Source organism: Caldisericia bacterium, assembly GCA_030018355.1.
GTDB lineage: Bacteria > Caldisericota > Caldisericia > B22-G15 > B22-G15 > JAAYUH01.
Genome location: JASEFN010000004.1, coordinates 66,718 through 86,707, shown reverse-complemented (window position 1 = coordinate 86,707; position 19,990 = coordinate 66,718). Strand labels below are relative to the sequence as shown.

At 27.7% G+C, this 19,990-nt stretch carries 19 protein-coding genes; 13 read left to right on the top strand and 6 right to left on the bottom strand.

What is annotated here, in order from left to right; genetic code table 11:
- Nucleotide 1: 1 nt before the first annotated feature.
- Genes QMD25_05260 through tmk form a run of 4 tightly spaced genes read left to right on the top strand, consistent with a single transcriptional unit; the run spans nt 2 to nt 3,260 of the window.
- Nucleotides 2-511 (top strand): nitroreductase family protein, encoded by a 510-nt coding sequence (locus tag QMD25_05260; GenBank protein ID MDI6861404.1) that lies wholly within the window; start codon nt 2-4, stop codon nt 509-511.
- Between the two features lie 33 nt (nt 512-544).
- The gene (locus QMD25_05255; protein ID MDI6861403.1) at nt 545-1,186 is read left to right on the top strand and encodes a deoxynucleoside kinase; all 642 of its coding nucleotides are present in this window, start codon (nt 545-547) and stop codon (nt 1,184-1,186) included.
- 5 nt (nt 1,187-1,191) lie between these two features.
- Nucleotides 1,192-2,649 (top strand): R3H domain-containing nucleic acid-binding protein, encoded by a 1,458-nt coding sequence (locus QMD25_05250; GenBank protein ID MDI6861402.1) that lies wholly within the window; start codon nt 1,192-1,194, stop codon nt 2,647-2,649.
- A complete protein-coding gene (gene tmk / locus QMD25_05245; protein MDI6861401.1) occupies nt 2,625-3,260 on the top strand; it encodes a dTMP kinase in 636 nt (211 codons plus the stop codon). Before QMD25_05250 ends, tmk begins: the two co-directional genes overlap by 25 nt.
- On the opposite strand, the gene QMD25_05240 is transcribed toward tmk, so the two are convergent.
- The gene (locus tag QMD25_05240) at nt 3,241-4,626 is read right to left on the bottom strand and encodes a coenzyme F420-0:L-glutamate ligase (protein ID MDI6861400.1); all 1,386 of its coding nucleotides are present in this window, start codon (nt 4,624-4,626) and stop codon (nt 3,241-3,243) included. The two genes, tmk and QMD25_05240, sit on opposite strands and share 20 nt — an antisense overlap.
- A gap of 21 nt (nt 4,627-4,647) precedes the next feature.
- Entirely contained in the window at nt 4,648-5,541 is an 894-nt protein-coding gene (locus tag QMD25_05235; protein ID MDI6861399.1) for a DegV family protein, read from the bottom strand.
- A gap of 81 nt (nt 5,542-5,622) precedes the next feature.
- Between QMD25_05235 and QMD25_05230 the strand changes: the two genes are divergently transcribed.
- The 9 genes from QMD25_05230 to QMD25_05190 all read left to right on the top strand — a co-directional run bounded on the left by QMD25_05230 (nt 5,623) and on the right by QMD25_05190 (nt 16,806).
- Nucleotides 5,623-6,681: a DUF362 domain-containing protein gene (locus QMD25_05230; protein MDI6861398.1), complete on the top strand. Its 1,059-nt coding sequence runs from the start codon at nt 5,623-5,625 to the stop codon at nt 6,679-6,681.
- A 94-nt stretch (nt 6,682-6,775) separates the two neighbouring features.
- Nucleotides 6,776-7,873, top strand: coding sequence for a BMP family ABC transporter substrate-binding protein (locus QMD25_05225; protein ID MDI6861397.1), 1,098 nt, complete (start codon nt 6,776-6,778; stop codon nt 7,871-7,873).
- 71 nt (nt 7,874-7,944) lie between these two features.
- Nucleotides 7,945-9,489 carry an ABC transporter ATP-binding protein gene (locus tag QMD25_05220; protein ID MDI6861396.1) on the top strand — a complete coding sequence of 515 codons (1,545 nt, stop codon included), beginning with the start codon at nt 7,945-7,947 and terminating at the stop codon, nt 9,487-9,489.
- Nucleotides 9,473-10,543, top strand: a complete 1,071-nt coding sequence (locus QMD25_05215; GenBank protein ID MDI6861395.1) for an ABC transporter permease — start codon at nt 9,473-9,475, stop codon at nt 10,541-10,543. Before QMD25_05220 ends, QMD25_05215 begins: the two co-directional genes overlap by 17 nt.
- Nucleotides 10,540-11,484: an ABC transporter permease gene (locus tag QMD25_05210; GenBank protein ID MDI6861394.1), complete on the top strand. Its 945-nt coding sequence runs from the start codon at nt 10,540-10,542 to the stop codon at nt 11,482-11,484. Before QMD25_05215 ends, QMD25_05210 begins: the two co-directional genes overlap by 4 nt.
- Before the next feature lie 18 nt (nt 11,485-11,502).
- On the top strand, nt 11,503-13,056 hold the full coding sequence (gene fdrA / locus QMD25_05205; GenBank protein MDI6861393.1) for an acyl-CoA synthetase FdrA: 1,554 nt from the start codon (nt 11,503-11,505) through the stop codon (nt 13,054-13,056).
- Between the two features lie 4 nt (nt 13,057-13,060).
- Nucleotides 13,061-14,491, top strand: a complete 1,431-nt coding sequence (locus QMD25_05200; protein ID MDI6861392.1) for a DUF1116 domain-containing protein — start codon at nt 13,061-13,063, stop codon at nt 14,489-14,491.
- A 101-nt stretch (nt 14,492-14,592) separates the two neighbouring features.
- Entirely contained in the window at nt 14,593-15,279 is a 687-nt protein-coding gene (locus tag QMD25_05195) for a cysteine hydrolase (GenBank protein ID MDI6861391.1), read from the top strand.
- A gap of 78 nt (nt 15,280-15,357) precedes the next feature.
- Nucleotides 15,358-16,806, top strand: a complete 1,449-nt coding sequence (locus tag QMD25_05190; GenBank protein ID MDI6861390.1) for an NCS1 family transporter — start codon at nt 15,358-15,360, stop codon at nt 16,804-16,806.
- Here the strand turns inward: QMD25_05190 and QMD25_05185 are convergent, their stop codons facing one another.
- From QMD25_05185 to QMD25_05170, 4 genes are all read right to left on the bottom strand, one after another.
- The gene (locus QMD25_05185; protein ID MDI6861389.1) at nt 16,807-17,445 is read right to left on the bottom strand and encodes a response regulator transcription factor; all 639 of its coding nucleotides are present in this window, start codon (nt 17,443-17,445) and stop codon (nt 16,807-16,809) included.
- Complete coding sequence (locus QMD25_05180; protein ID MDI6861388.1) at nt 17,411-18,775, bottom strand: GAF domain-containing sensor histidine kinase; 1,365 nt, start codon at nt 18,773-18,775, stop codon at nt 17,411-17,413. The genes QMD25_05185 and QMD25_05180 overlap by 35 nt, the downstream gene beginning before the upstream one ends.
- An 83-nt stretch (nt 18,776-18,858) precedes the next feature.
- Nucleotides 18,859-19,089 (bottom strand): DUF5668 domain-containing protein, encoded by a 231-nt coding sequence (locus QMD25_05175; protein MDI6861387.1) that lies wholly within the window; start codon nt 19,087-19,089, stop codon nt 18,859-18,861.
- 28 nt (nt 19,090-19,117) lie between these two features.
- The gene (locus QMD25_05170; GenBank protein MDI6861386.1) at nt 19,118-19,960 is read right to left on the bottom strand and encodes a DUF2268 domain-containing putative Zn-dependent protease; all 843 of its coding nucleotides are present in this window, start codon (nt 19,958-19,960) and stop codon (nt 19,118-19,120) included.
- Nucleotides 19,961-19,990: the final 30 nt, after the last annotated feature.

Here is a 19,990-nt window from a genome sequence, read left to right as displayed (position 1 = left end):
TATGATTTTAAAAGAAATTTTAGAAAGATATAGTGTAAGAAAATATAAAAATAAAGATGTGCCTCAAGAACTTGTACTTGAGTGTCTTGAAGCAGCACGTCTTGCTCCTTCTGCGAATAATAAACAACCTTGGAAATTTATAGTTGTAAGAGATCCAGAGATAAGAAAAAAAATTGGAGAGCCTACAACTTGGGCAAAGTTTATAAAAGACGCACCAGTTCTGATTGTAGGTTGTGTTACTGAGCCAAGTTTTAAAATGGGTGGTTGGTATGATAGTTCAATTTTAGATATTGGAATAGCAATGGAACATATTGCTCTTCAAGCAACTCATCTTGGTCTTGGTACATGTTGGATTGGTGATTTTGATGAAAAACTTGTAAAACAACTTCTTGAAATTCCAGAGAGAGTTAGAGTTGCTGCACTTATGACACTTGGATATCCACTTGAAGAAGGAGTGCCTCCTAAAAGAAGAAAAAAATTAGAGGATATTATATCTTTTGAAAAATATTAATTTATAGGAGAACCATAATGGTAAAATTAATTCATGGGAAAATTTATTGTTGCTATTTGTGGAAATATTGGGGTTGGAAAATCAACACTTGCTAAAATTTTATCTAAAAAATGGGGTTTTGTAATTCTTTCTGAACCACAAGACAAAAATCCATTTTTAAAAAATTTTTATACAGATCCCAAAAGATGGGCATTGCATTCACAACTGTTTTTTCTTATACAAAGATTAAAAATTTTTGAAGAGATTGAAAAAATAGAAGATTCTATTATAATTGATAGAACAATTTATGAAGATGCAGAAATTTTTGCAAAACTCCTTCTTTCAAAAGAGGAGTATAATTTGTATAATAAGATTTATAATCTTGTTAAGAGAAATTTTCCAAACCCAAACTTATTAATTTATATGTATGCTCCAGTTGATGTACTTATGAAAAGGATTGAGTTAAGAGGAAGAGATTATGAAAAAAATATTAAGAGAAGTTATTTAAAAAAGTTAGAAAAAGCATATGAAGAATGGATTAAAAATTATAATCTCTCACCAGTTTATAGGTTTGATACAACAAATATTGATATTTATAATATGTTTTTAGACATAGATAAATATATTTCTGAAATTGAACATTATTTTTGGGAGGCAAAAAGATATGTTAAAAGAGACAGAATTAATCAAACTTAAAGAATATGAAATGGAGACTTTCTTTTCAGTTTTTTCCTCCATTTGTAAAAAATGAATTAAAAAAACTTGACAGATGGGATGAATTAATTGAAGTTGTTCTTGATCTTGGGAGAAAACCTGAAGCAAGATTTGTTGATGGAAAAGTTTATCTTTCAAATGAAATTATAACAAGAGAAGATATTGAATATGTTAAAAATAGAATTGGAGATTTTGATAGAGATAATAGAGCAGGAATAGAAAGAACACTTCACAGAATCTCTTGTATAAAAAATAGAATGGGAAATATAGTTGGATTGACTCTCAGGGTTGGAAGAGCAGTTTATGGAACAATAGATATTGTAAGAGATCTTTTTGAAACAGGAAAGAGTATTCTTCTTCTTGGAAGACCAGGTGTTGGAAAAACAACACTTCTTAGGGAAGCAGCAAGAGTTTTATCTGAAGAATTAGGAAAAAGAGTAGTTGTTGTTGATACTTCAAATGAGATTGGCGGTGATGGTGATATACCTCATCCTGCAATTGGATCTGCAAGAAGGATGCAAGTTCCATATGGAAGAAGTCAAGCAGATGTCATGATTGAAGCAGTTGAAAATCATAATCCAGAAGTTATTATAATAGATGAAATTGGAAGAAAAGATGAGGCTGAAGCATGTAGAACAATTGCTGAAAGAGGAGTTCAACTTATTGCGACTGCTCATGGAAATACTCTTGATAATCTTTTAATAAATCCTGTACTTTCTGATCTTCTTGGAGGAATAACAACTGTTATTTTAGGTGATGAAGAGGCACAGAGAAGAGGAACACAAAAAACTGTTCTTGAAAGATCTTCTCCTCCATCTTTTGATATTTTAATTGAGATAAGAGATAGAGATACTCTCGCAGTGTATTACGATGTTGCAGAAGTTGTCGATAAATATTTAAGAGGATATCCATTAAATCCAGAAATTAGAAGAAGAACTCAAAATGGAAAGGTTGAGATTAAAAAAGAAAGTGAGGCAGAAAAACTTCCAACTTATACTCCACTAAAAATATTTACTTATGGAGTTTCAAGAGATTTTTTAGAACAAGGTTTAAGATCAGTTGGACTTGATTGGGAATTTGTTGATTCAATTGAAGATGCAGAAGTTTTAATTATTACAAAAACTCAAGAGAAAAAAAGCGGAAGAATTTTAAATGAAGCGAAGAAAAGAAGAATTGAAGTTTTTAAAGTTAAATCAAATACAAAATCAAATATAAGAAAAGTTTGTCTTGAATTAAGGAATGCATTTATTGATAAGAAGAGAGATTATCTTAAAGAGATCGAAGAGGGAATAAAAGAGGTTTTATCAACTGGAAAACCATATCCTCTTTATCCTGCTCCAAGCCACATAAGAAAAATTCAACATAAAATAATTAGAGAATTTGGATTAAAATCTGAAAGTCAAGGAGAGGAGCCATTTAGATGCGTAATTATCTTTCCAAAATAGGTGGTTTTTTTATTACATTTGAAGGAATTGATGGGTGTGGTAAATCAACACAAGCGCGTCTTCTTGCTGAAAATTTAAATTCTTTAGGAGTAGATACATTTTGGACAAAAGAACCAGGTGGAACAGAAATTGGTAAAATGATAAGAGAGATTCTTTTAAAATTTAATGGAGAAATAGATACATTAACTGAGTTTCTTCTTTTTGCATCTGATAGAAGTGCGCATGTAAAAGAGATAATAAAAGAGCTAAGTAAAGGAAAAGTTGTAATTTCAGAGAGATTTAAAGACTCTTCAATTGCTTATCAGGGATATGGTGGTGGACTTTCAATTAATTTTATTGAGAGAATTCATAGAGAAATATCAATTTTAGAACCAGATTTAACAATTTTATTAGATATAGCCCCAACAACTTCTCTTAAGAGAGTAAAAGATCCTGATAGAATTGAAAAGAAAGGTATTGATTATCTTGATAGAGTAAGAAATGGATATCTTATTCTCTCAAAAATTTATAAAAATAGATATGTAATTTTTGATGGCGAAAAAGAAAAAGACACTTTATCAAAAGAAATTTTTGAAGTTGTAAAAGAGCGAATTACAGAGTATTCTTTCTAATTATAACAATTGGAGTTTGAAAATCTTCATTTCCTTGAGGATTATCAGATAAAACTTTTTCAACAAATTTTTTATCAACATTTTCAGTTGAGTCAACAACCCATGCTATTCCAAGGTCATTTGCATCAACTATACAAGCCTCACATCCAGTAATTTTTTTTATTTTCTCTAAAAACTCTTTTGAATTATGTACTCCTGAAATTACATAATAATCATATGGAGGCATTGAGGCTGGCATATCATCTATTTGAGTTACTATTTTTCCAGCAATAATATAAAATATTCCTCTTTTTCCAAAAATTTTTCCTAAAAATCCTAAAAATGCAGCAAATAAAATTTTTATTAATCCTGCTTCTTCAATAGCAATTTGCATTGCATATGGGTTAGATAATGGAGCAGTTGTTGCAAATGGATTGTTTTTGTTTCTTGAAACAAATTTTGATAAAAGAATTGCAAAAATTGAAGGTTTAATTGTTTCAACAGAGAAAACTCTACCATCTGCTATTGCAGCAACACTAGAAGCAATTGTTATTATATCTCCATTTTTTAAGATATCTTTTGTCTTCTCTTCTATCTCTTTAAAAAAATCTGTTCTTTCAGTAATTAATGATGTTTTAACTGGAATTCTTATTGCCCCCTCTTTAAATTCAATTTTTTCAACTTCTCCTAAATCAATTCCATATTTTTTAACACCACTTTTTATTATATTTCCTCTTCTTCTTTGAATTCCTTCCTTCCAAATTTTTATTGCATCATCTCTCTTACCAAGATTATAAAGAACTTCACCAAAATATAAAAAGTCTTTTTCATAAAAGTTTGATGGTTTTAAATCATAGAATTTTTTATAATATATAAGTGCTTTATCATAATCTTTCTTTTCAAAGTAAATCCTTGACAATCTTTTAAAAAGATATCTTGCAGGAGATTTTATATCTTCATTTAACGGAACATCGTTTCTATTAAGCAATTCTTCGTACTCTTTTAGAGCCAAATTTAAATCTTTTTTTTCATAATAGTAGAGATCTCCAAGGACAAGGTTATACCAATACACTTCTTTATTGTTCTCTTTTGCCTCTTTAATAACATCAATTGCTTTTTGGGTTTCACCCCTTCTTAAATAGAGTTGAGAAAGTGTTCTGTAAATTCCTTTACCATTTTTAAATTTTTGAATCCCTTCTTTTAAAATTGTTTCAGCAAAATAAAATTCATTATTTTTTATAAGTAGATTTCCAAATATTTCATAAACTTTTGGAGTAAAAAAATTTCTATTTCCCTTTTTTAATTTATTTAATAAAATATCTTCTTTTCCCTTTCTTAAAAGAGAAAAAACATAACCTTGATATATAGAAGAAAGCAATTTTTTCACATATTAATTATATTAAAATTTTTAAATAACTCCTTCTAAATTTTCTTCAAAAAAACACAATCCTGTTGTACCAGGTCCTGGATGGGCACCAATTGTTGTTCCCATAATTCTTGTAATAATTTCTCCTTTGTACCCAGTTATCTCTCTAAAATATTCAATTAAGAATAGTTGATCATCTGGACAATCTGCATGTGGTGATGCAATATATAGATTATCTAAACTTTTTATATTCTCTTTTGCAAGTTCAGCAATTCTTATAAGTGATTTTTTTCTTCCTCTCACTTTTTCAATTGGTTCAACCTCGCCATCTTTTACTTGCATTATTGGTTTAAGGTTCATTATGTTTCCAAGAAAAGCACTCCCTTTTCCCAATCTCCCTCCAAGATAAAAGAAATATAGATCTTCAACCGTAAAAAAGACAAATGTTTTATCCCTTATCACTGTAAGTTTTTGTAATATTTCATCAAATGTTAAAGTACCCTTTCTAATCATTTTTGCTGCAACAATTTGTTGTATTCCCTCACCTAAGGTTGCAGATTTAGTATCAAATATTTCAACTTTTACCTCTGGATATCTTTTCTTCATTTCATCTTTTGCAAGTAAAGCAGATTGCATACTACCACTAAATTTTGAAGATAAAGTCATAACAAGAATATTTTTATAACCTTCTTCAACAAGATTTTCCATTGGTTTAAGATAATCTTCCATATTTGGTTGAGATGTTCTTGGATGTTTCTTCTTTTCTCTCATAATCTTATAGAAATCTTCTGGTGTTAGAGTTTCATTTTCTTTATAAACTATATTTTCTTCACCTTCAAAATAAAGATAAAATGGAACTTCAACAATATTGTATTCTTTAACCATTTCTCTTGGTATATCCCCTGCAGTATCAACAATTAAACCTATCTTTTCCATATCTCCTCCTTTTTATTGTATATATGATTCATTTTAAATATATTTGTTACATTATATAATTAAAACATGGAAAAAACAAAGGTGTATTTAAAAAGAGTAGATAAGCAAGGAATTTCTAATTTTTTATCAGAAACATTTGCTTTTTTTAAAGATATAAATTTTCTTAATGGAGAAAGGGTTTTACTTTATTTTGATGGATATTATAATCGAAAAAAAGATTTATCAACTTATCCAGATGAAAATTTATTAAAAGAAATAATCAAGAAACTACTTTCTTTTGGAGTTCAACTTAGAGTCGGAGTTTCAGTTGTTGAATATCTTCCAGAAAATATCTATTCTATTTTAAAATCTTTCCCAATTGAGATAGTTTCATTTATGAGAGAGGGTTTTGTTAAAGTTCAACATAAAAAAATTGTTATTGGACCAGAAAGAAAAGGTACAGAACATACTCATAGAAGAGTTTTAAGCAAACTTTATCTTCCTCAGTCTTATTTTTGGGCAAACTCTTTAATTACAATATCAAAAATAAAACTTCATCCTTTTTATATTTTTGAAGGAGCAACGGTTGGAATTCTATCTTTAACACCATCCTATACAAAAGTTGAATCTCTTTTTTATGGTGCAAATTTAACAATTCTTGGTGAGGCTCTTTCAGAAATTATTTCAATTATAAATGAGAAAATAAAACTTATTTTTCTGGAAGGATTTAGCATTTTTGAAGGAGATGAAATAAAAGGAAACATAAAAGATTTGAATGTTTTATTATCGTCAAATGATATTTTATCAATTGATTCGGTGGCATCAGTTTTAGTTGGTTTAAGACCAAAAGAAAACCCAATTTTTAACTCAATTTCATTGAGAAATTTAGGTGAAAACAAATTAATAAATATTGAAATTAAGGGTGATAAATTTGATACATTAATTAGAAAAGTTAAATTTCCAACAAAAAGGAAAAAAACGTTATTTAGCAAAACATCTTTTAAAATAAATAGTATTTTATGCACAGATTGTGAAATTTGTACTGAAATTTGCCCAACATCTTGTATTGACTTATCAAATCACATAATTGATTTGAAGAGATGTATTGCTTGCTTTGAGTGTTATCTCCGATGTCCAGAAGATGCGATAGAAATTAAATAATATTTTGTAAGATTATTCTTACAAAATATTAAGCAATATTTCGACTTGTAAAATTGTGTTAACTTTTTTAAATTTTTATAAAAGGAGGTGAGTTATGAGTAAATATTTAAAATTAGTATCATTATTAATTTTAATTATTTTATCATTTTCTTTAACATTTGGATGTAAACCTAAAGAAACAAAAGAAGAAAAAATTAAAGTTGCATTCGTTATCAGTGGAACAAGAAATGATGCTAGTTGGAATCAGGCACATTATGAGGGTATGGTATATTTACAACACAATTTACCTTATGTTGAAACAGCAATTTCTGAACAAGTTCCTCAAGATGCAGCTGAAAAAGTTATTAGAGATTATGCAAGTCAAGGCTATAAAGTCATATTTACATGTGAATATGGTTATATGGATTTAACATTAAATGTTGCAAAGGATTTTCCAAATACAATATTTATGAATTGTTCTGGATATAAAACATCAACAAATATGAGTAATTATTTTGGAAGAATGTATCAAGCAGATTATTTATCAGGGTTAATAGCGGGGAAAATGACAAAAACAAATAAAATAGGTTGCGTCGTTTCATTTCCTATTCCACAAATGGTAAGAGAAATTAATGCATTTACAATAGGTGCTAGACAGGTTAATCCCAAAGCAGAAGTTCATGTAGTATGGATAAATGCATGGTATGATCCAGTAAATGTAGCAATAGCAACAAATACGCTTATTGCAAATGGTGCAGATATAATATTTTCATTGATGGGTGAACCAACTGCAACAATTGAAGCAGCAAAGAAAGGTGTTTATTCAATTGGTTATTATTACGATAAATCAAGTTTTGCGCCAGATTATGTATTAACCTCCCGTGTTTTCAAATGGGGTGTTTTTTATGTGGATTGTATAAAGAAAGTTAAAGATGGAACATGGACAAATACACCATATTGGGGTGGTTTAAAGGAAGGAGTAGTTGATTTGGCTCCATTAGGTAAAATGGTTCCTGAAGATGTAAAAACATTGGTTGAACAAAAAAAGAAAGAAATTATCGAAGGAAAATATGACCCTTTTATGGGACCAATTTATGATCAACAAGGAAACTTAAGAGTGAAAGAAGGTGAAGAATTACCTGATGCTGAAAAGAAGAGTATCCAATGGTTTGTTCAAGGTGTAGTTGGTACTATTCCTCAAGGTGGAAGTTAAATAAGTTATTTTATTATTTTAAAAGCCTCAGTATTTTAGTACTGAGGCTTTTAAAATTTTAAGGATGATAAATGAATAAAATTATTTTGAAGGCAACTAACATAACAAAAAAATTCCCTGGAGTTTTGGCAAATGACCATATTAATTTTGAATTATATGAGGGCGAAATTCACACTCTTTTAGGAGAGAATGGTGCTGGAAAAACAACATTTATAAATATATTAGATGGAATATATTCACCAGATGAAGGAGAAATATATATAGATGGAAAATATGTAAGAATTAAATCACCTTTGGATGCAATAAGATTAGGAATAGGAATGATTCATCAACATTTCACTCTTGTTGATAACTTAACAGTGTTAGAAAACATAATATTGGGATTAAAAGAACAAAAGTTTATTATTGATAAAAAAAATATTGCAAAAAGAATTACTGAAATTTCAGAGAGATATAATTTTAAAATTAACCCTTATACGAAAATTTGGCAATTAACAATATCCGAACAACAAAAAGTTGAAATAATAAAAATATTATATAGAGGAATAAGAATCTTAATTTTAGATGAACCAACCGCAGTTCTTACACCCCAAGAAACTAAAACTCTATTTGAAATTTTAAAAAAATTAAAATTCGAAGGTAAATCAATTATTTTTATATCACATAAATTAGAAGAAGTAATGGAGATATCAGATAGAATAACCGTTATAAGAAAAGGAAAAGTTGTTGGTACATTAAATAAAGAAGAGGCAACTCAAAAGGATTTAGCTGAGATGATGGTTGGAAGAGAAATAATTTTCCAAATTGAAAAAAATCCACCTAAAATAGGAAAAGAAGTTCTAAGAATAGAAAATCTTGAATGTTTTAATGATAGAGGAATTAAAACTTTAAAAAAATTGAATTTGACAGTTCATGAAGGAGAAATTTTTGGAATTGCCGGAATAACTGGAAATGGCCAAGAAGAATTATCTGAAGTGTTGGCAGGATTAAGAAAGGCCACTAATGGTAAAATTTATATTTTTAATAATGAAATAACAAATTTTGCACCAATAAAAATTATACAAAATAAAATAGGGTATATTCCCGCTGATAGATTAAAAGTAGGACTTGTACCTATTTTGTCATCAATTGAAAATTCAATTTTGAAAAACTTTAGAAGAAAACCAATCTCAAATGGTTTTTTAATTAATTATACTAGAGCAAAAGAATATACTTACAAATTAATTAATGAATATAATATTATGATCCCTAATATATATGCTCCTGTGAAATATCTTTCTGGTGGAAATTTGCAAAAATTACTTTTAGCAAGAGAACTTTCTGAAAATCCAATTCTACTTATCGCAGTTTATCCAACTAGAGGTTTAGATGTTGCTGCTACAGAATTTGTTAGAAAAAAGTTACTTGAAGTAAGAGATAAAGGTGGAGCAGTTCTCTTAATATCTGAAGACTTAGAAGAACTTCTTATGATTTCTGATAGAATTGGTGTCATTTTTGAAGGTCAAATTGTTGGCATTGTTAAACCTGAAGAAGTTGATATTAATGAAATAGGCTTAATGATGAGTGGTTCAAATTTGAAAAATTTAAGAGGTGAAAAATATGATAAAAGTTATTAAAAGAGAAAAAATTCCTCAGAAATTATTAATCATTATTCCAATAATTTCGATTTTAGTTGGACTTATTATAGGTGCTATTGCTATGATTATTGTTAAAATAAACCCTCTTATAGTATATAAAGCTATAATATTAGGAGCTTTTGGCAGCTGGTATGCTTTTACTGAAACTCTTGTATTTACCACACCTTTGATTTTATTATCAGTTGGTTTAATTATGGCTTATAAAATCTCTTTTTGGAATATAGGAGCATTTGGTCAATACATTCTTGGAGCGATTTTTAGTTCTTATTTTGCTCTTTTTGGACCTCAAAATTTATCCAGATTAATTACATTAACAATTATGGTATTGCTAGGACTTTTGGGTGGAGCATTTTGGGCAGCAATTCCTGCCTTTTTAAAAACATATTGGGATGTAAATGAAGTTTTATCAACTCTTTTATTAAATTATATTGCCTTAAACATTCTCAGATATTTAATGTATGGCACTTGGAAAGATCCATCTCATATAGGTTTTCCTCTCTCCAGAAGATTTGAAGTAAATGCTCAACTTCCACGAATTATTCCAAATTCAAGGGTTAATTTAGGTCTTTTATTTGGTATTATAGCTGCTTTACTAATATGGTTTATTCTTAAAAAAACAAAATTTGGATATAGAATTTCAGTCATAGGCGGAAATCCAATAGCAGCTAAATATGCTGGAATAAACGTAATAAACGACACAATTATTTGTATAATGATAAGCGGTGCATTATCTGGTCTTGCTGGCATGGTTCAAGTTTCAGGTGTTCTTCATCTTTTACAAATAGAAATAAACCCATATTATGGATATACTGCCATTATCATAGCATGGCTTGCAAATTTAAATCCAATTGTATCTATATTTGTTTCATATTTTTTTGGAGCGATGATTTCTGGTGCTTATCTTATTCAATTAACCATGAAAGTTCCCATTGGTATTTCATCATTGATTCAGAGTTCTATTTTTTTTGTTTTAATTGGCAGTAGATTTTTAATTAATTATAAAGTTGTATTTGAAAAAAGGAGTAAAAAATGAATACATCAAATTATCAATTAATAATAATAACATTGCTTTCTGTTGCAGTAAGATCTGGCACAGTTATTCTTTTTCCGACAATTGGTGAGATTTTTACAGAAAGATCAGGAGTGTTAAATCTAGGTTTAGAGGGTATTATGTTAATTAGCGCATTTGTAGCTTTTATTGTTGCCTTTTATTCAAATAATCCATATATTGGTTTTTTAATAGGAATTTTAACTGGCGGAATTATATCATTACTTCACTCGTATATTTGTATAACACTTTACGGTAATCAAGTAGTTAGTGGTTTAGCAATTTCAATTTTTGGTTCAGGTTTTACAAATTTTTACGGTAGCAATTTTGCTAATTTAAAATTAGACAATCCTCTAAAATCATTTCCTATACCTTATCTTTCTAAAATCCCAATAATAGGTCAAATATTTTTTAATCAAGATATTATTGTTTATTTTTCTTATATTCTAGTTCCTGTAATGTGGTTTCTTCTATACAAAACAAAAATTGGAATAAATTTAAGAGCAGTAGGTGAGAATGCAATTGCTGCAAATGCAATGGGAGTTGATGTATATAAAACTAGATATTTATGGACAATTTTTGGAGGTTTACTAGCAGGGGCTGGTGGTTCATATTTAACAGTAGGTTATGCTCCTTTTTGGATGGATGGAATTACTGCTGGAAGAGGTTGGATTGCAGTAGCTTTGGTTATATTTTCTATGTGGAATCCCTTAATATCAATAATTGGTGCGTATTTATTTGGGAGTCTTGATGCTTTACAATTTCAACTTCAAGTTATGGGCACTAAAATAGCTCCTTCCTTTTTGGCTATGATACCCTATCTTACTACATTGATAATAATAATTATTACAACAGTAGTCCTGAGAGTTAAAAGAATTGGTGTGCCAAAAGAATTAGGCAAGCCTTTCTTTAAAGAAGAGAAATAAATTTAAAAGGAGGTTTTTATGTTTTTAAAAGGTGCTATTTTAAAAGGAAGATATTATGATTCAATAACATTAATGTCTGTTGCAAAAGAATTAAGAAATTTAGAAGGTGTAGAAGAAATATTAATTGTAATGGGTACACAACAAAATAAATTAATTTTGAAGTCCTTAGATATGTATATTAATGAATTTGATGAAGCAAGAGATAACGAATTATTAATAGCAGTTAAAACATCAAATGAAAAATTATGTGATGAAGTAATTTCTAAAGCACAAGATTTACTTTCTACAAGAACTATCGAAAGAAAAGAAGAACATAAATATGAGCCAAAAAGTTTAGATAGTGCTTTGAAAATTTTACCAAATTCTAATATAGCATTAATATCTGTTCCGGGTCAATTTGCTGCTTATGAAGCAATGAATGCATTGAGAAAAGGACTTCATGTAATGATATTTTCAGATAATGTTCCATTTGAAAAAGCGTATGAAATAAAAAAATATGGAAGAGAAAAAGGTCTTCTTGTTATGGGCCCAGGTTGTGGCACAGCTATAATTAATGGGGCTCCACTTGGGTTTGCAAATGTTATAAATAGAGGAGATATTGGTATTGTTTCTTCTGGAGGTACAGGCTTGCAAGAAGTTTGTTGTATTATAACAAACATGGGAGGAGGAATATCACAAGCAATTGGTACTGGAGGAGATGATGTTAAAAAACATTTTGAAGGAATGTCTTTTATAACTGGACTTGAGGCTTTAATAGAAGATAATGATACAAAAGTTATAGTTTTAATTTCAAAACCACCAGATCTTGAGGTTCTCGAAAAAATAGGCGAAGTTATTAAAAAGTCTAAAAAGCCAATTATAGGGGCCTTTTTGGGAGTTGAAAAGGAAATTATAAAAAATTATGGTGCAATTCCAGCACAAAATCTTGAAGAAGCTGCTTTACTTGCAATAAGTTATTCAAAAGGTATACCATGGAGCTTTTTTTTAGAAAAAATTAAAGAAACTGAAAATATGTTAATGGAAAAAGCAAAAATAGTATCGAAAACTTTTACTGATGAACAAAAATTTTTTAGAGGTTTATTTCAAGGAGGAACCCTTGCATATGAAAATCAAGTCATATTAAAAAATTTTGTCAAAACTCTATATTCAAATGTTCCATTAAAATCTAACATTAAATTGGAAAACCCATGGTTTAGTAAAGAACACACAGTTATTGATTTTGGAGATGAGTTTTTTACAGTTGGTAGACTACATCCACAACTAAATTATGAATTGAGGAATCAAAGAATTTTATCTGAAGCGAGAGATAAAAGCGTAGCTATAATATATCTTGATATAGTGATAGGATTTGGCACAAATCCAGATCCAAAGTCAGAATTATTACCAGTTTTATTAGAGATAAAAAAGACGAGCAATGTTCTTATTATAATTACTATAACAGGAACTGATAAAGATCCACAAAATAAAAAGGATTTAATAGAATCATTTAAAAATTTAGGTATTGAAGTTTTTGAAAGAAATGCCACAGCATCTAAATTTGCTGGTTATATTTTAAAATTTATAGGAGGTTAAAATTATGGATATTAAAGAACTATTTAAAAGTGAGATACAGGTTATAAATATTGGATTAAATAATTTTAAAGAAAGTCTTGATAGGGCTGGTTTTAAATCTGTAAATGTTGATTGGTCTCCACCTGAGGGTGGAGATATTGAAATTTTAGAATTATTAGAAAAATTTGAGACAATTAAAACTAAAATTGATGTTTATAAAGCAAATGAAGAAGCTGTTAATAGGGTTTTATTTTCAAAACCAAAATTAGTAGGAATGGCAAAAGCAATTGATGTTATCCCTGGTATGAAAAAAAATATGATTTTACATGCTGGACCTCCTATAACATGGGAAAGAATGTGTGGACCCATGAAAGGTGCAATTTTTGGTGCTATATTTTTTGAAGGTTTAGCAAAAAATGAGAGAGAAGCCGAAGAGATGATTAAAAATGGTGAGATTGAATTTTCTCCTTGCCATAATCATCAAGCGGTGGGTCCTATGGCAGGTGTAATATCACCCAATATGTCAGTTTATATTGTTGAAAATGAAACATACGGTAATAAAGCTTTTTCACCTTTAAATGATGAAGGAGTAGTAAAAAGTTTAAGAATGGGTGCCTATACACCAGAAGTTATTGAAAGATTGAAATGGATGGAGCAAAACTTTTATCCAGCAATTGATAAAGCAATTAGATATTTAGGATCAATTGATTTAAAAGCAATTATTGCTCAAGCACTTCATATGGGTGATGAAGGACATAGTAGACATAAAGCATCAACTTCTTTATTGTTTAGAATACTTGCACCAGCAATTGTAAAGACAACAAAGGATTCTTGTCTTGCTGAACAAATTTTAAAATCGATTGATGTGAATGATTTTACTTTTTTAAATCTTTCTATGGCTGCTGCAAAAGTTAGTTTAGATGCCGCAAGAAATATTTATGGAAGCACTATGGTAGTAGCAATGGCAAGAAATGGTGTAGAATTTGGAATTCAAATATCTGGTCTTGGCGATGAGTGGTTTACTGCAAAAGCTGAAATACCTACAAATGCATTGTATTTTGGAAAATTTACCAAAGAAGTAGCAAATCCTGATATTGGTGATAGTTCAATAACGGAGACATATGGTCTCGGTGCTTTTGCTTTAGCCTGTTCTCCAACATTTATTCAATTTGTTAAAGGAACAGTAAATGATGCTATCTATAAAACACAAATGATGTATGAAATAACTTTAAAAGAAAACAATGTTTACCAAATACCTTTTTTGAATTTCAGAGGAACACCTACAGGTATAGATATCAAATTAGTTTTAGAGAAAGGAATAGTACCATTTATTGATACTGCTATTGCTCATAAAGAACCGAACATTGGAATAATTGGAGCTGGTTTTGCTCAGGCACCGTTCGAGGTTTTTAAAAAAGCAATGACAGCTTATATCCAAAGATATTCATATATTTAATTAAAAATAAGAAAAATCTTACAAAAACTTAATAATAAATCTGATTTACATTTAATTTTTCATAAATAAGATTATTTTAATAATAACTTAGGAGGTTCTTTATGAACGAAAAAATTATAGTTAAAGCAGAACCATATGATTATGAATTTGTTCCTTCAGAAACAGCACTTTTAATTATTGATATGCAAAATGATTTTATAAATCCAGGTGGTTTTGGAGAGTTTTTAGGAAATGATGTTAGCTTATTAAGAAAAGCTATTGAACCTACTAGAAAAGTATTAGAGGCTGTACGTAAGACAAATGTAATAAAAGTTATACATACAAGAGAAGGGCATAGACCAGATTTATCAGATTGTCCTATTAGTAAAAGAAAAAGAGGAAATTTAAGAATTGGAATTGGCGATATGGGACCTATGGGTAGAGTGTTGATTAGAGGTTATAAAGGACACGATATTATTGATGAATTAAAACCAATTGATGGTGAGCCAATTATTGATAAACCCGGAAAAGGAGCCTTTTATTCAACAGATTTACATTTAATTTTACAAAATTGGGGCATTAAATATCTAATTGTTACAGGTGTCACAACTGAAGTTTGTGTACATACAACTGTTCGAGAAGCGAATGATAGAGGATACGAATGTTTAGTTTTAGAAGATTGTGTTGCTTCTTACTTTCCAGAATTTCAAGAAGTAGGAATCAAAATGATTAAGGCACAAGGCGGAATATTTGGTTGGGTAAGTAATTCAAATGAATTTATCAATTCAATTAAAAAGTTAATAAAATAAGTTAAATAAATTAGTTAAACAGGAGCTAATTTATATTAAGTTTTAATTGTTCTCCTGTATATTTGAAGAGGTGAAAAGATGAAGACAAATAATTTTAAAGAAGCTTGCAATAAAACAATAATAATTAAAAAAAATATATTAATTAATAGAGAAATATTACCAACTAAAAGTGAACAAAGAATAATGTCTTGGAGTGATATTATTTGGTTATGGTTAGGGATGGCTGCACAGATGGGTGTTTTTCTTTTAGGTGCTTCATTAGTTGGCAAATTGTCTTTTTATGAATCTATTCTTGCAATTTTATTAGGAAATTTTGGTGCATCGATAATTTTAATTTTAATTGGTGATATTGGGATAGAACATGGAATAAATTTTCCAACTTATATAAGAGTACCTTTTGGTTATTTTGGAAGTTATATTCCAATGATATTAAGAAGTATAGCAGGTATATGTTGGTTTGGCATTCAAACATATTTCGCAGCCACTGCAATTGATTTAATTATTAAACATTTTTTTAAATTTACAAATGTGCCTTTATGGTTTTTTGTGTTTGGTGTTATTCAAATAATTATTACTGCAAAAGGTATAAAGTGGATAAAATTTGTAGAAAATTTTGCTGCTCCCTTATTATTAATTTTGTGCTTATACATAATATTTATTTTTATATCCAGATCTTCATTTATTTATATTCTTTCATATCCTATAAAACAGAAGATATCATTTTGGAGTGCAGTTACTATTAATTTAAGTTATTGGAGCACTGTTTCTATTAATATTCCTGATTTTTCTAGGTTCATGAAAAATTATAAAGGTACAAAAAATTTTTTAAGAAGAAATTTTCATAGTGTAATTGGACAAACAATTGGTGCACCATTAGGAATGTTAATTTTTGCAATTGTTGGTATTATTAGTCATATTGTAACAGGGTATGGTAATCCAGTAGAAGCGATTTATTCAATGCTACCTACAGCTTTTTTTATTATAATTGGACTTATAATAATAATTCTTGCACAATTAAGTACTAATATAGCAGCAAATTTATTTGCACCTGGAAATATATTAAGTACAATATTTTCTCCAAAAATTAATTTTTCTAAAGGTATAATTATTGCTGGTTTATTTGGATTGTTAACATTTCCATGGATATTAATCAATTTCTTTTTAACATATCTTCCTACCGTTGGTGCATTACTTTCGCCAGTTGCTGGAATAATAATTTCAGACTACTATTTAATTAGAAAAAGAAAATTATCAATTAAACACCTCTTTACAACTGGAGAATATTTATATTTCAAAGGATATAACCCTGCTGCAATAATAGCATATTTAGTAGCGATAATTTTTGGTTTAAAATACTTAAAATATTCTTGGTTAATTTCTTTGCCTGTATCTTTGATATTATATTATATATTAATGAAATATATAATCTCGAAAGTATATATACAGGAAGAAATTAAAGATAAATCAGATGATAAATTCCTTAATACTAGCATTAATAATGAAATCGATATTTTAATTGAAAATTAATTATAAAAGTTTATGTCTCATAACATATTTAATTATTTCTGAGTTATTTTTTAACCCCAATTTTTCCAAAATTCTCCTTTTATAAGTACTTACAGTTTTACTGCTTATCGAAAGTTCATTGGCAATTTCTTTTATTGATTTTCCTTCTCCAATTTTAATCATAACTTGTAATTCTCTTAAAGATAAAATATTATGAGGTTGCTCTTCTCTGTTATATTTAATATTATCCACTAATGCTTGAGTTACATTTTGATTTATATATATTTGACCACTATAAACTATTCTTATTGCTTTAATTAACTCTTCAGGCATTGTATCTTTTGTGATATATCCAGAAGCACCATTTTTAATTGCATCAATTATAAAATATTCATCTGAATGTATGCTTAATATTAATATTGGAATTTTTGGTAATTTTGCTTTAATTTCTTTTAAAACCTCTAAGCCATCCTTTTTTGGCAATGATATATCTAGTAATATTAAATCATATTTATTCTTTTTAATTAATTTTAATACTTCAACACCATTTGATGCTTCGCTTTTAACAACAATATCTGGTTCATTTTTTAAAATTTGTTTTACCTCTTCTCTTATTATAGGATGATCATCGGCTACTAAAATTTCTATCATTTTTATCATTTAGTGGTATTAAAACCTTTATTTCAGTTCCCTTATTACTACTACTTCTGATATTAATTTTACCATTTAAAGAATAAACCCTTTCCTTCATTCCTATTAAACCAAATGTTTTACAATCATTAATTTGATTTTTTTTAATTCCAACACCATTATCTTTTACTAATAACCAAATTTTGCCTTTTTTTATTTCTAATATAACCTTTATCTTGTTTGCTTTAGAATGTTTATAAGCATTTGTTAAAGCTTCTTGAAATATTCTAAAAATAGTAATTGATATTTGGGGATTGAGTTTTAAGTTAGTGGGCAATTTATTTATAAATTCATATTCAATATTTGATAATTTTTTAAATTCTGATATTTGCCACTCTATAGCTGCTCCTAATCCTAATTTATCTAAAACTACAGGTCTTAATTCCATTGATATAGTTCTTACTCTGTTAATAATTTTCTCTATTAATTCAATAGTTGTTTCAATTTTTTTTATATATTCTGTATCTAAATTTTGTGCACCATTTTTTAATAAAAATAAATTCATCTTTATTGCAATTAGAATTTGACCAAATTCATCATGAAGTTCATGTGCAATATTGGCTCTTTCAATTTCACTTATATTCTGTAAATGTATTGACAATCTTCTTAACTGTTCCCTTGATTTTTTTAATTTTTTCTCATACTGTTCTTTTTGTTTCTCAGATTCAATATGTGTTAATGCAAATGAGATATCTTCTGACAAAGTTTCAAGAAGCTTAATTTCTTCTTCGTTGAAAAAATCTGGTTCACTTGCGTGGAATGTAAATGCACCTATTGTTTGTCCGTTTATTTTTATTGGAAAAGCACCAGTAGATCTATATCCTCTTTTCAAAGCTTTATTAATCCAAATTTTCATTTTAGGGTTAGATAGTAAATTATTAAAAATACAAGGTTTACCTTCTCTAATACATGTGCCAGTTGGGCCTTGTCCTTCTGGTATATCTTTTGCAGAAATTATGATTGATTCTAAATATCCTTTATTATACCCCCAATATGTATAAGGTTTAACTAATTTTGTTTTTTTATCAATAAATCCAACCCAAACCATTTTAAATAAGCCATCTTCAACAGCAATCTTACATGCATTTTTTAATAAATCTTTTTTATTTTTCGTTCTTATTATAAGTTCATTTATTTTACTTAATATTGTGTATATTCTATTTAATCTTTTAACTCTTTGTTTATCTATAATTAAATCTTCCTTTTCTTTCTCTAATGAAATGATTTTTTTGGTAAGTTTATTTATTTCTTTAAGTAGTTCCTCTTTAGTATAATTTTCAAATTTGTCAATTGCTTTCATATTATACAAATAATAAAAAAATTTAATTTAAAATTCAATATTTAATTAATAAAATAATAGATTTTTTACAATCTACTAAAATTTTATTTCTCTTTCTTTTCCTTTTTTTCAAATGTATATTCTTCCCAAATATCTCTTCCACAGTTAAAAAAATTTTTAAAGATTTTCTTTTTTTTAAAAGAATCAACTAAAATCCAAAGACCAAGTATTATAAGTAAGATTGGCCAGAATATTCCCCAAACATCCCCTGAAATAATCCCTAAATTTTTAAGTAAAAAAAGCAGACCTAATGCTATTAAAATTAAACCGAACATTTTAACCTCCTATTTTTTATATATTATATTAATTATAATATTTTTTTAAAATTTCATCAGTTTCTTTAAAAGTAAGAATTTTTATATCTTCACCATTATTTATTAACTTTTCTATGATCTTTAATCCAGCAAAATAACCTTTTTTGAAATTCTTTTCTTTATCATATGTAAAAAATTCAATCATCAATTTATTATTCATTTCAAATTCTAAAACTTCTTTAATTTCTTTCAAAATATCTTCTTTATTTTTATATAAGTAATCAATAGTCTCTTCAGGAAGAAACAATGCTTCTGCTTCAATTTTTCTATTTATTTCTAACTTATTAAAATAAATAGAAAAATAAGTTGCTAAACCTTCATAAATGAGATAATCCTTAAACTTTAATTTCTCTTTTAAAAATTTAAATTTAGATAATCTTGCAAGGTGATTAAATTCATGGGGTACAAGATAATTTAAATTAGTGTGATGTAATCTCTCTAAACCAAAATAGATAAAAGGTTTATAATCTTTTATTAATAATGATGTTCCATCAACATGTCCAAGTCCAACGAGGAAATAAACATTAAATTTTTCATTGATTTTTAAAATCTTATTACATTTTTTTATTAATAAGATGACCTTTTCTGTTAAATTATTTTCTATTGATAATTGTGCTTTATAATATAAATGTTTAAAATCAATGTTTTCTACTATTTTCATAAGATCATTAATATTTAAATGGTATAGATATTTGAGCATTGCATCAAAAATATCTTTATATTTTGAATAATATTTATCTATCCAAATTTTTGGAATCATCTGCTCATTTTCTTCAACTAATTTTTTAAAATCATCAAACCCATTTATTAATTTCATAATTTTTATTTTCAATATTCAATTTCTTTAACATTATAAGTGATA

Bases quoted from the DNA above. Each gene is read 5' to 3' on its own strand.
- QMD25_05255 (MDI6861403.1), top strand. From the start codon at position 545: ATGGGAAAATTTATTGTTGCTATTTGTGGAAATATTGGGGTTGGAAAA.
- tmk (MDI6861401.1), top strand. From the start codon at position 2,625: ATGCGTAATTATCTTTCCAAAATAGGTGGTTTTTTTATTACATTTGAA.
- QMD25_05260 (MDI6861404.1), top strand. From the start codon at position 2: ATGATTTTAAAAGAAATTTTAGAAAGATATAGTGTAAGAAAATATAAA.
- QMD25_05200 (MDI6861392.1), top strand. From the start codon at position 13,061: ATGGATATTAAAGAACTATTTAAAAGTGAGATACAGGTTATAAATATT.
- QMD25_05225 (MDI6861397.1), top strand. From the start codon at position 6,776: ATGAGTAAATATTTAAAATTAGTATCATTATTAATTTTAATTATTTTA.
- QMD25_05210 (MDI6861394.1), top strand. From the start codon at position 10,540: ATGAATACATCAAATTATCAATTAATAATAATAACATTGCTTTCTGTT.
- QMD25_05215 (MDI6861395.1), top strand. From the start codon at position 9,473: ATGATAAAAGTTATTAAAAGAGAAAAAATTCCTCAGAAATTATTAATC.
- fdrA (MDI6861393.1), top strand. From the start codon at position 11,503: ATGTTTTTAAAAGGTGCTATTTTAAAAGGAAGATATTATGATTCAATA.
- QMD25_05185 (MDI6861389.1), bottom strand. From the start codon at position 17,445: ATGATAAAAATGATAGAAATTTTAGTAGCCGATGATCATCCTATAATA.
- QMD25_05195 (MDI6861391.1), top strand. From the start codon at position 14,593: ATGAACGAAAAAATTATAGTTAAAGCAGAACCATATGATTATGAATTT.
- QMD25_05180 (MDI6861388.1), bottom strand. From the start codon at position 18,775: ATGAAAGCAATTGACAAATTTGAAAATTATACTAAAGAGGAACTACTT.
- QMD25_05175 (MDI6861387.1), bottom strand. From the start codon at position 19,089: ATGTTCGGTTTAATTTTAATAGCATTAGGTCTGCTTTTTTTACTTAAA.
- QMD25_05190 (MDI6861390.1), top strand. From the start codon at position 15,358: ATGAAGACAAATAATTTTAAAGAAGCTTGCAATAAAACAATAATAATT.
- QMD25_05220 (MDI6861396.1), top strand. From the start codon at position 7,945: ATGAATAAAATTATTTTGAAGGCAACTAACATAACAAAAAAATTCCCT.
- QMD25_05250 (MDI6861402.1), top strand. From the start codon at position 1,192: ATGAAATGGAGACTTTCTTTTCAGTTTTTTCCTCCATTTGTAAAAAAT.
- QMD25_05235 (MDI6861399.1), bottom strand. From the start codon at position 5,541: ATGGAAAAGATAGGTTTAATTGTTGATACTGCAGGGGATATACCAAGA.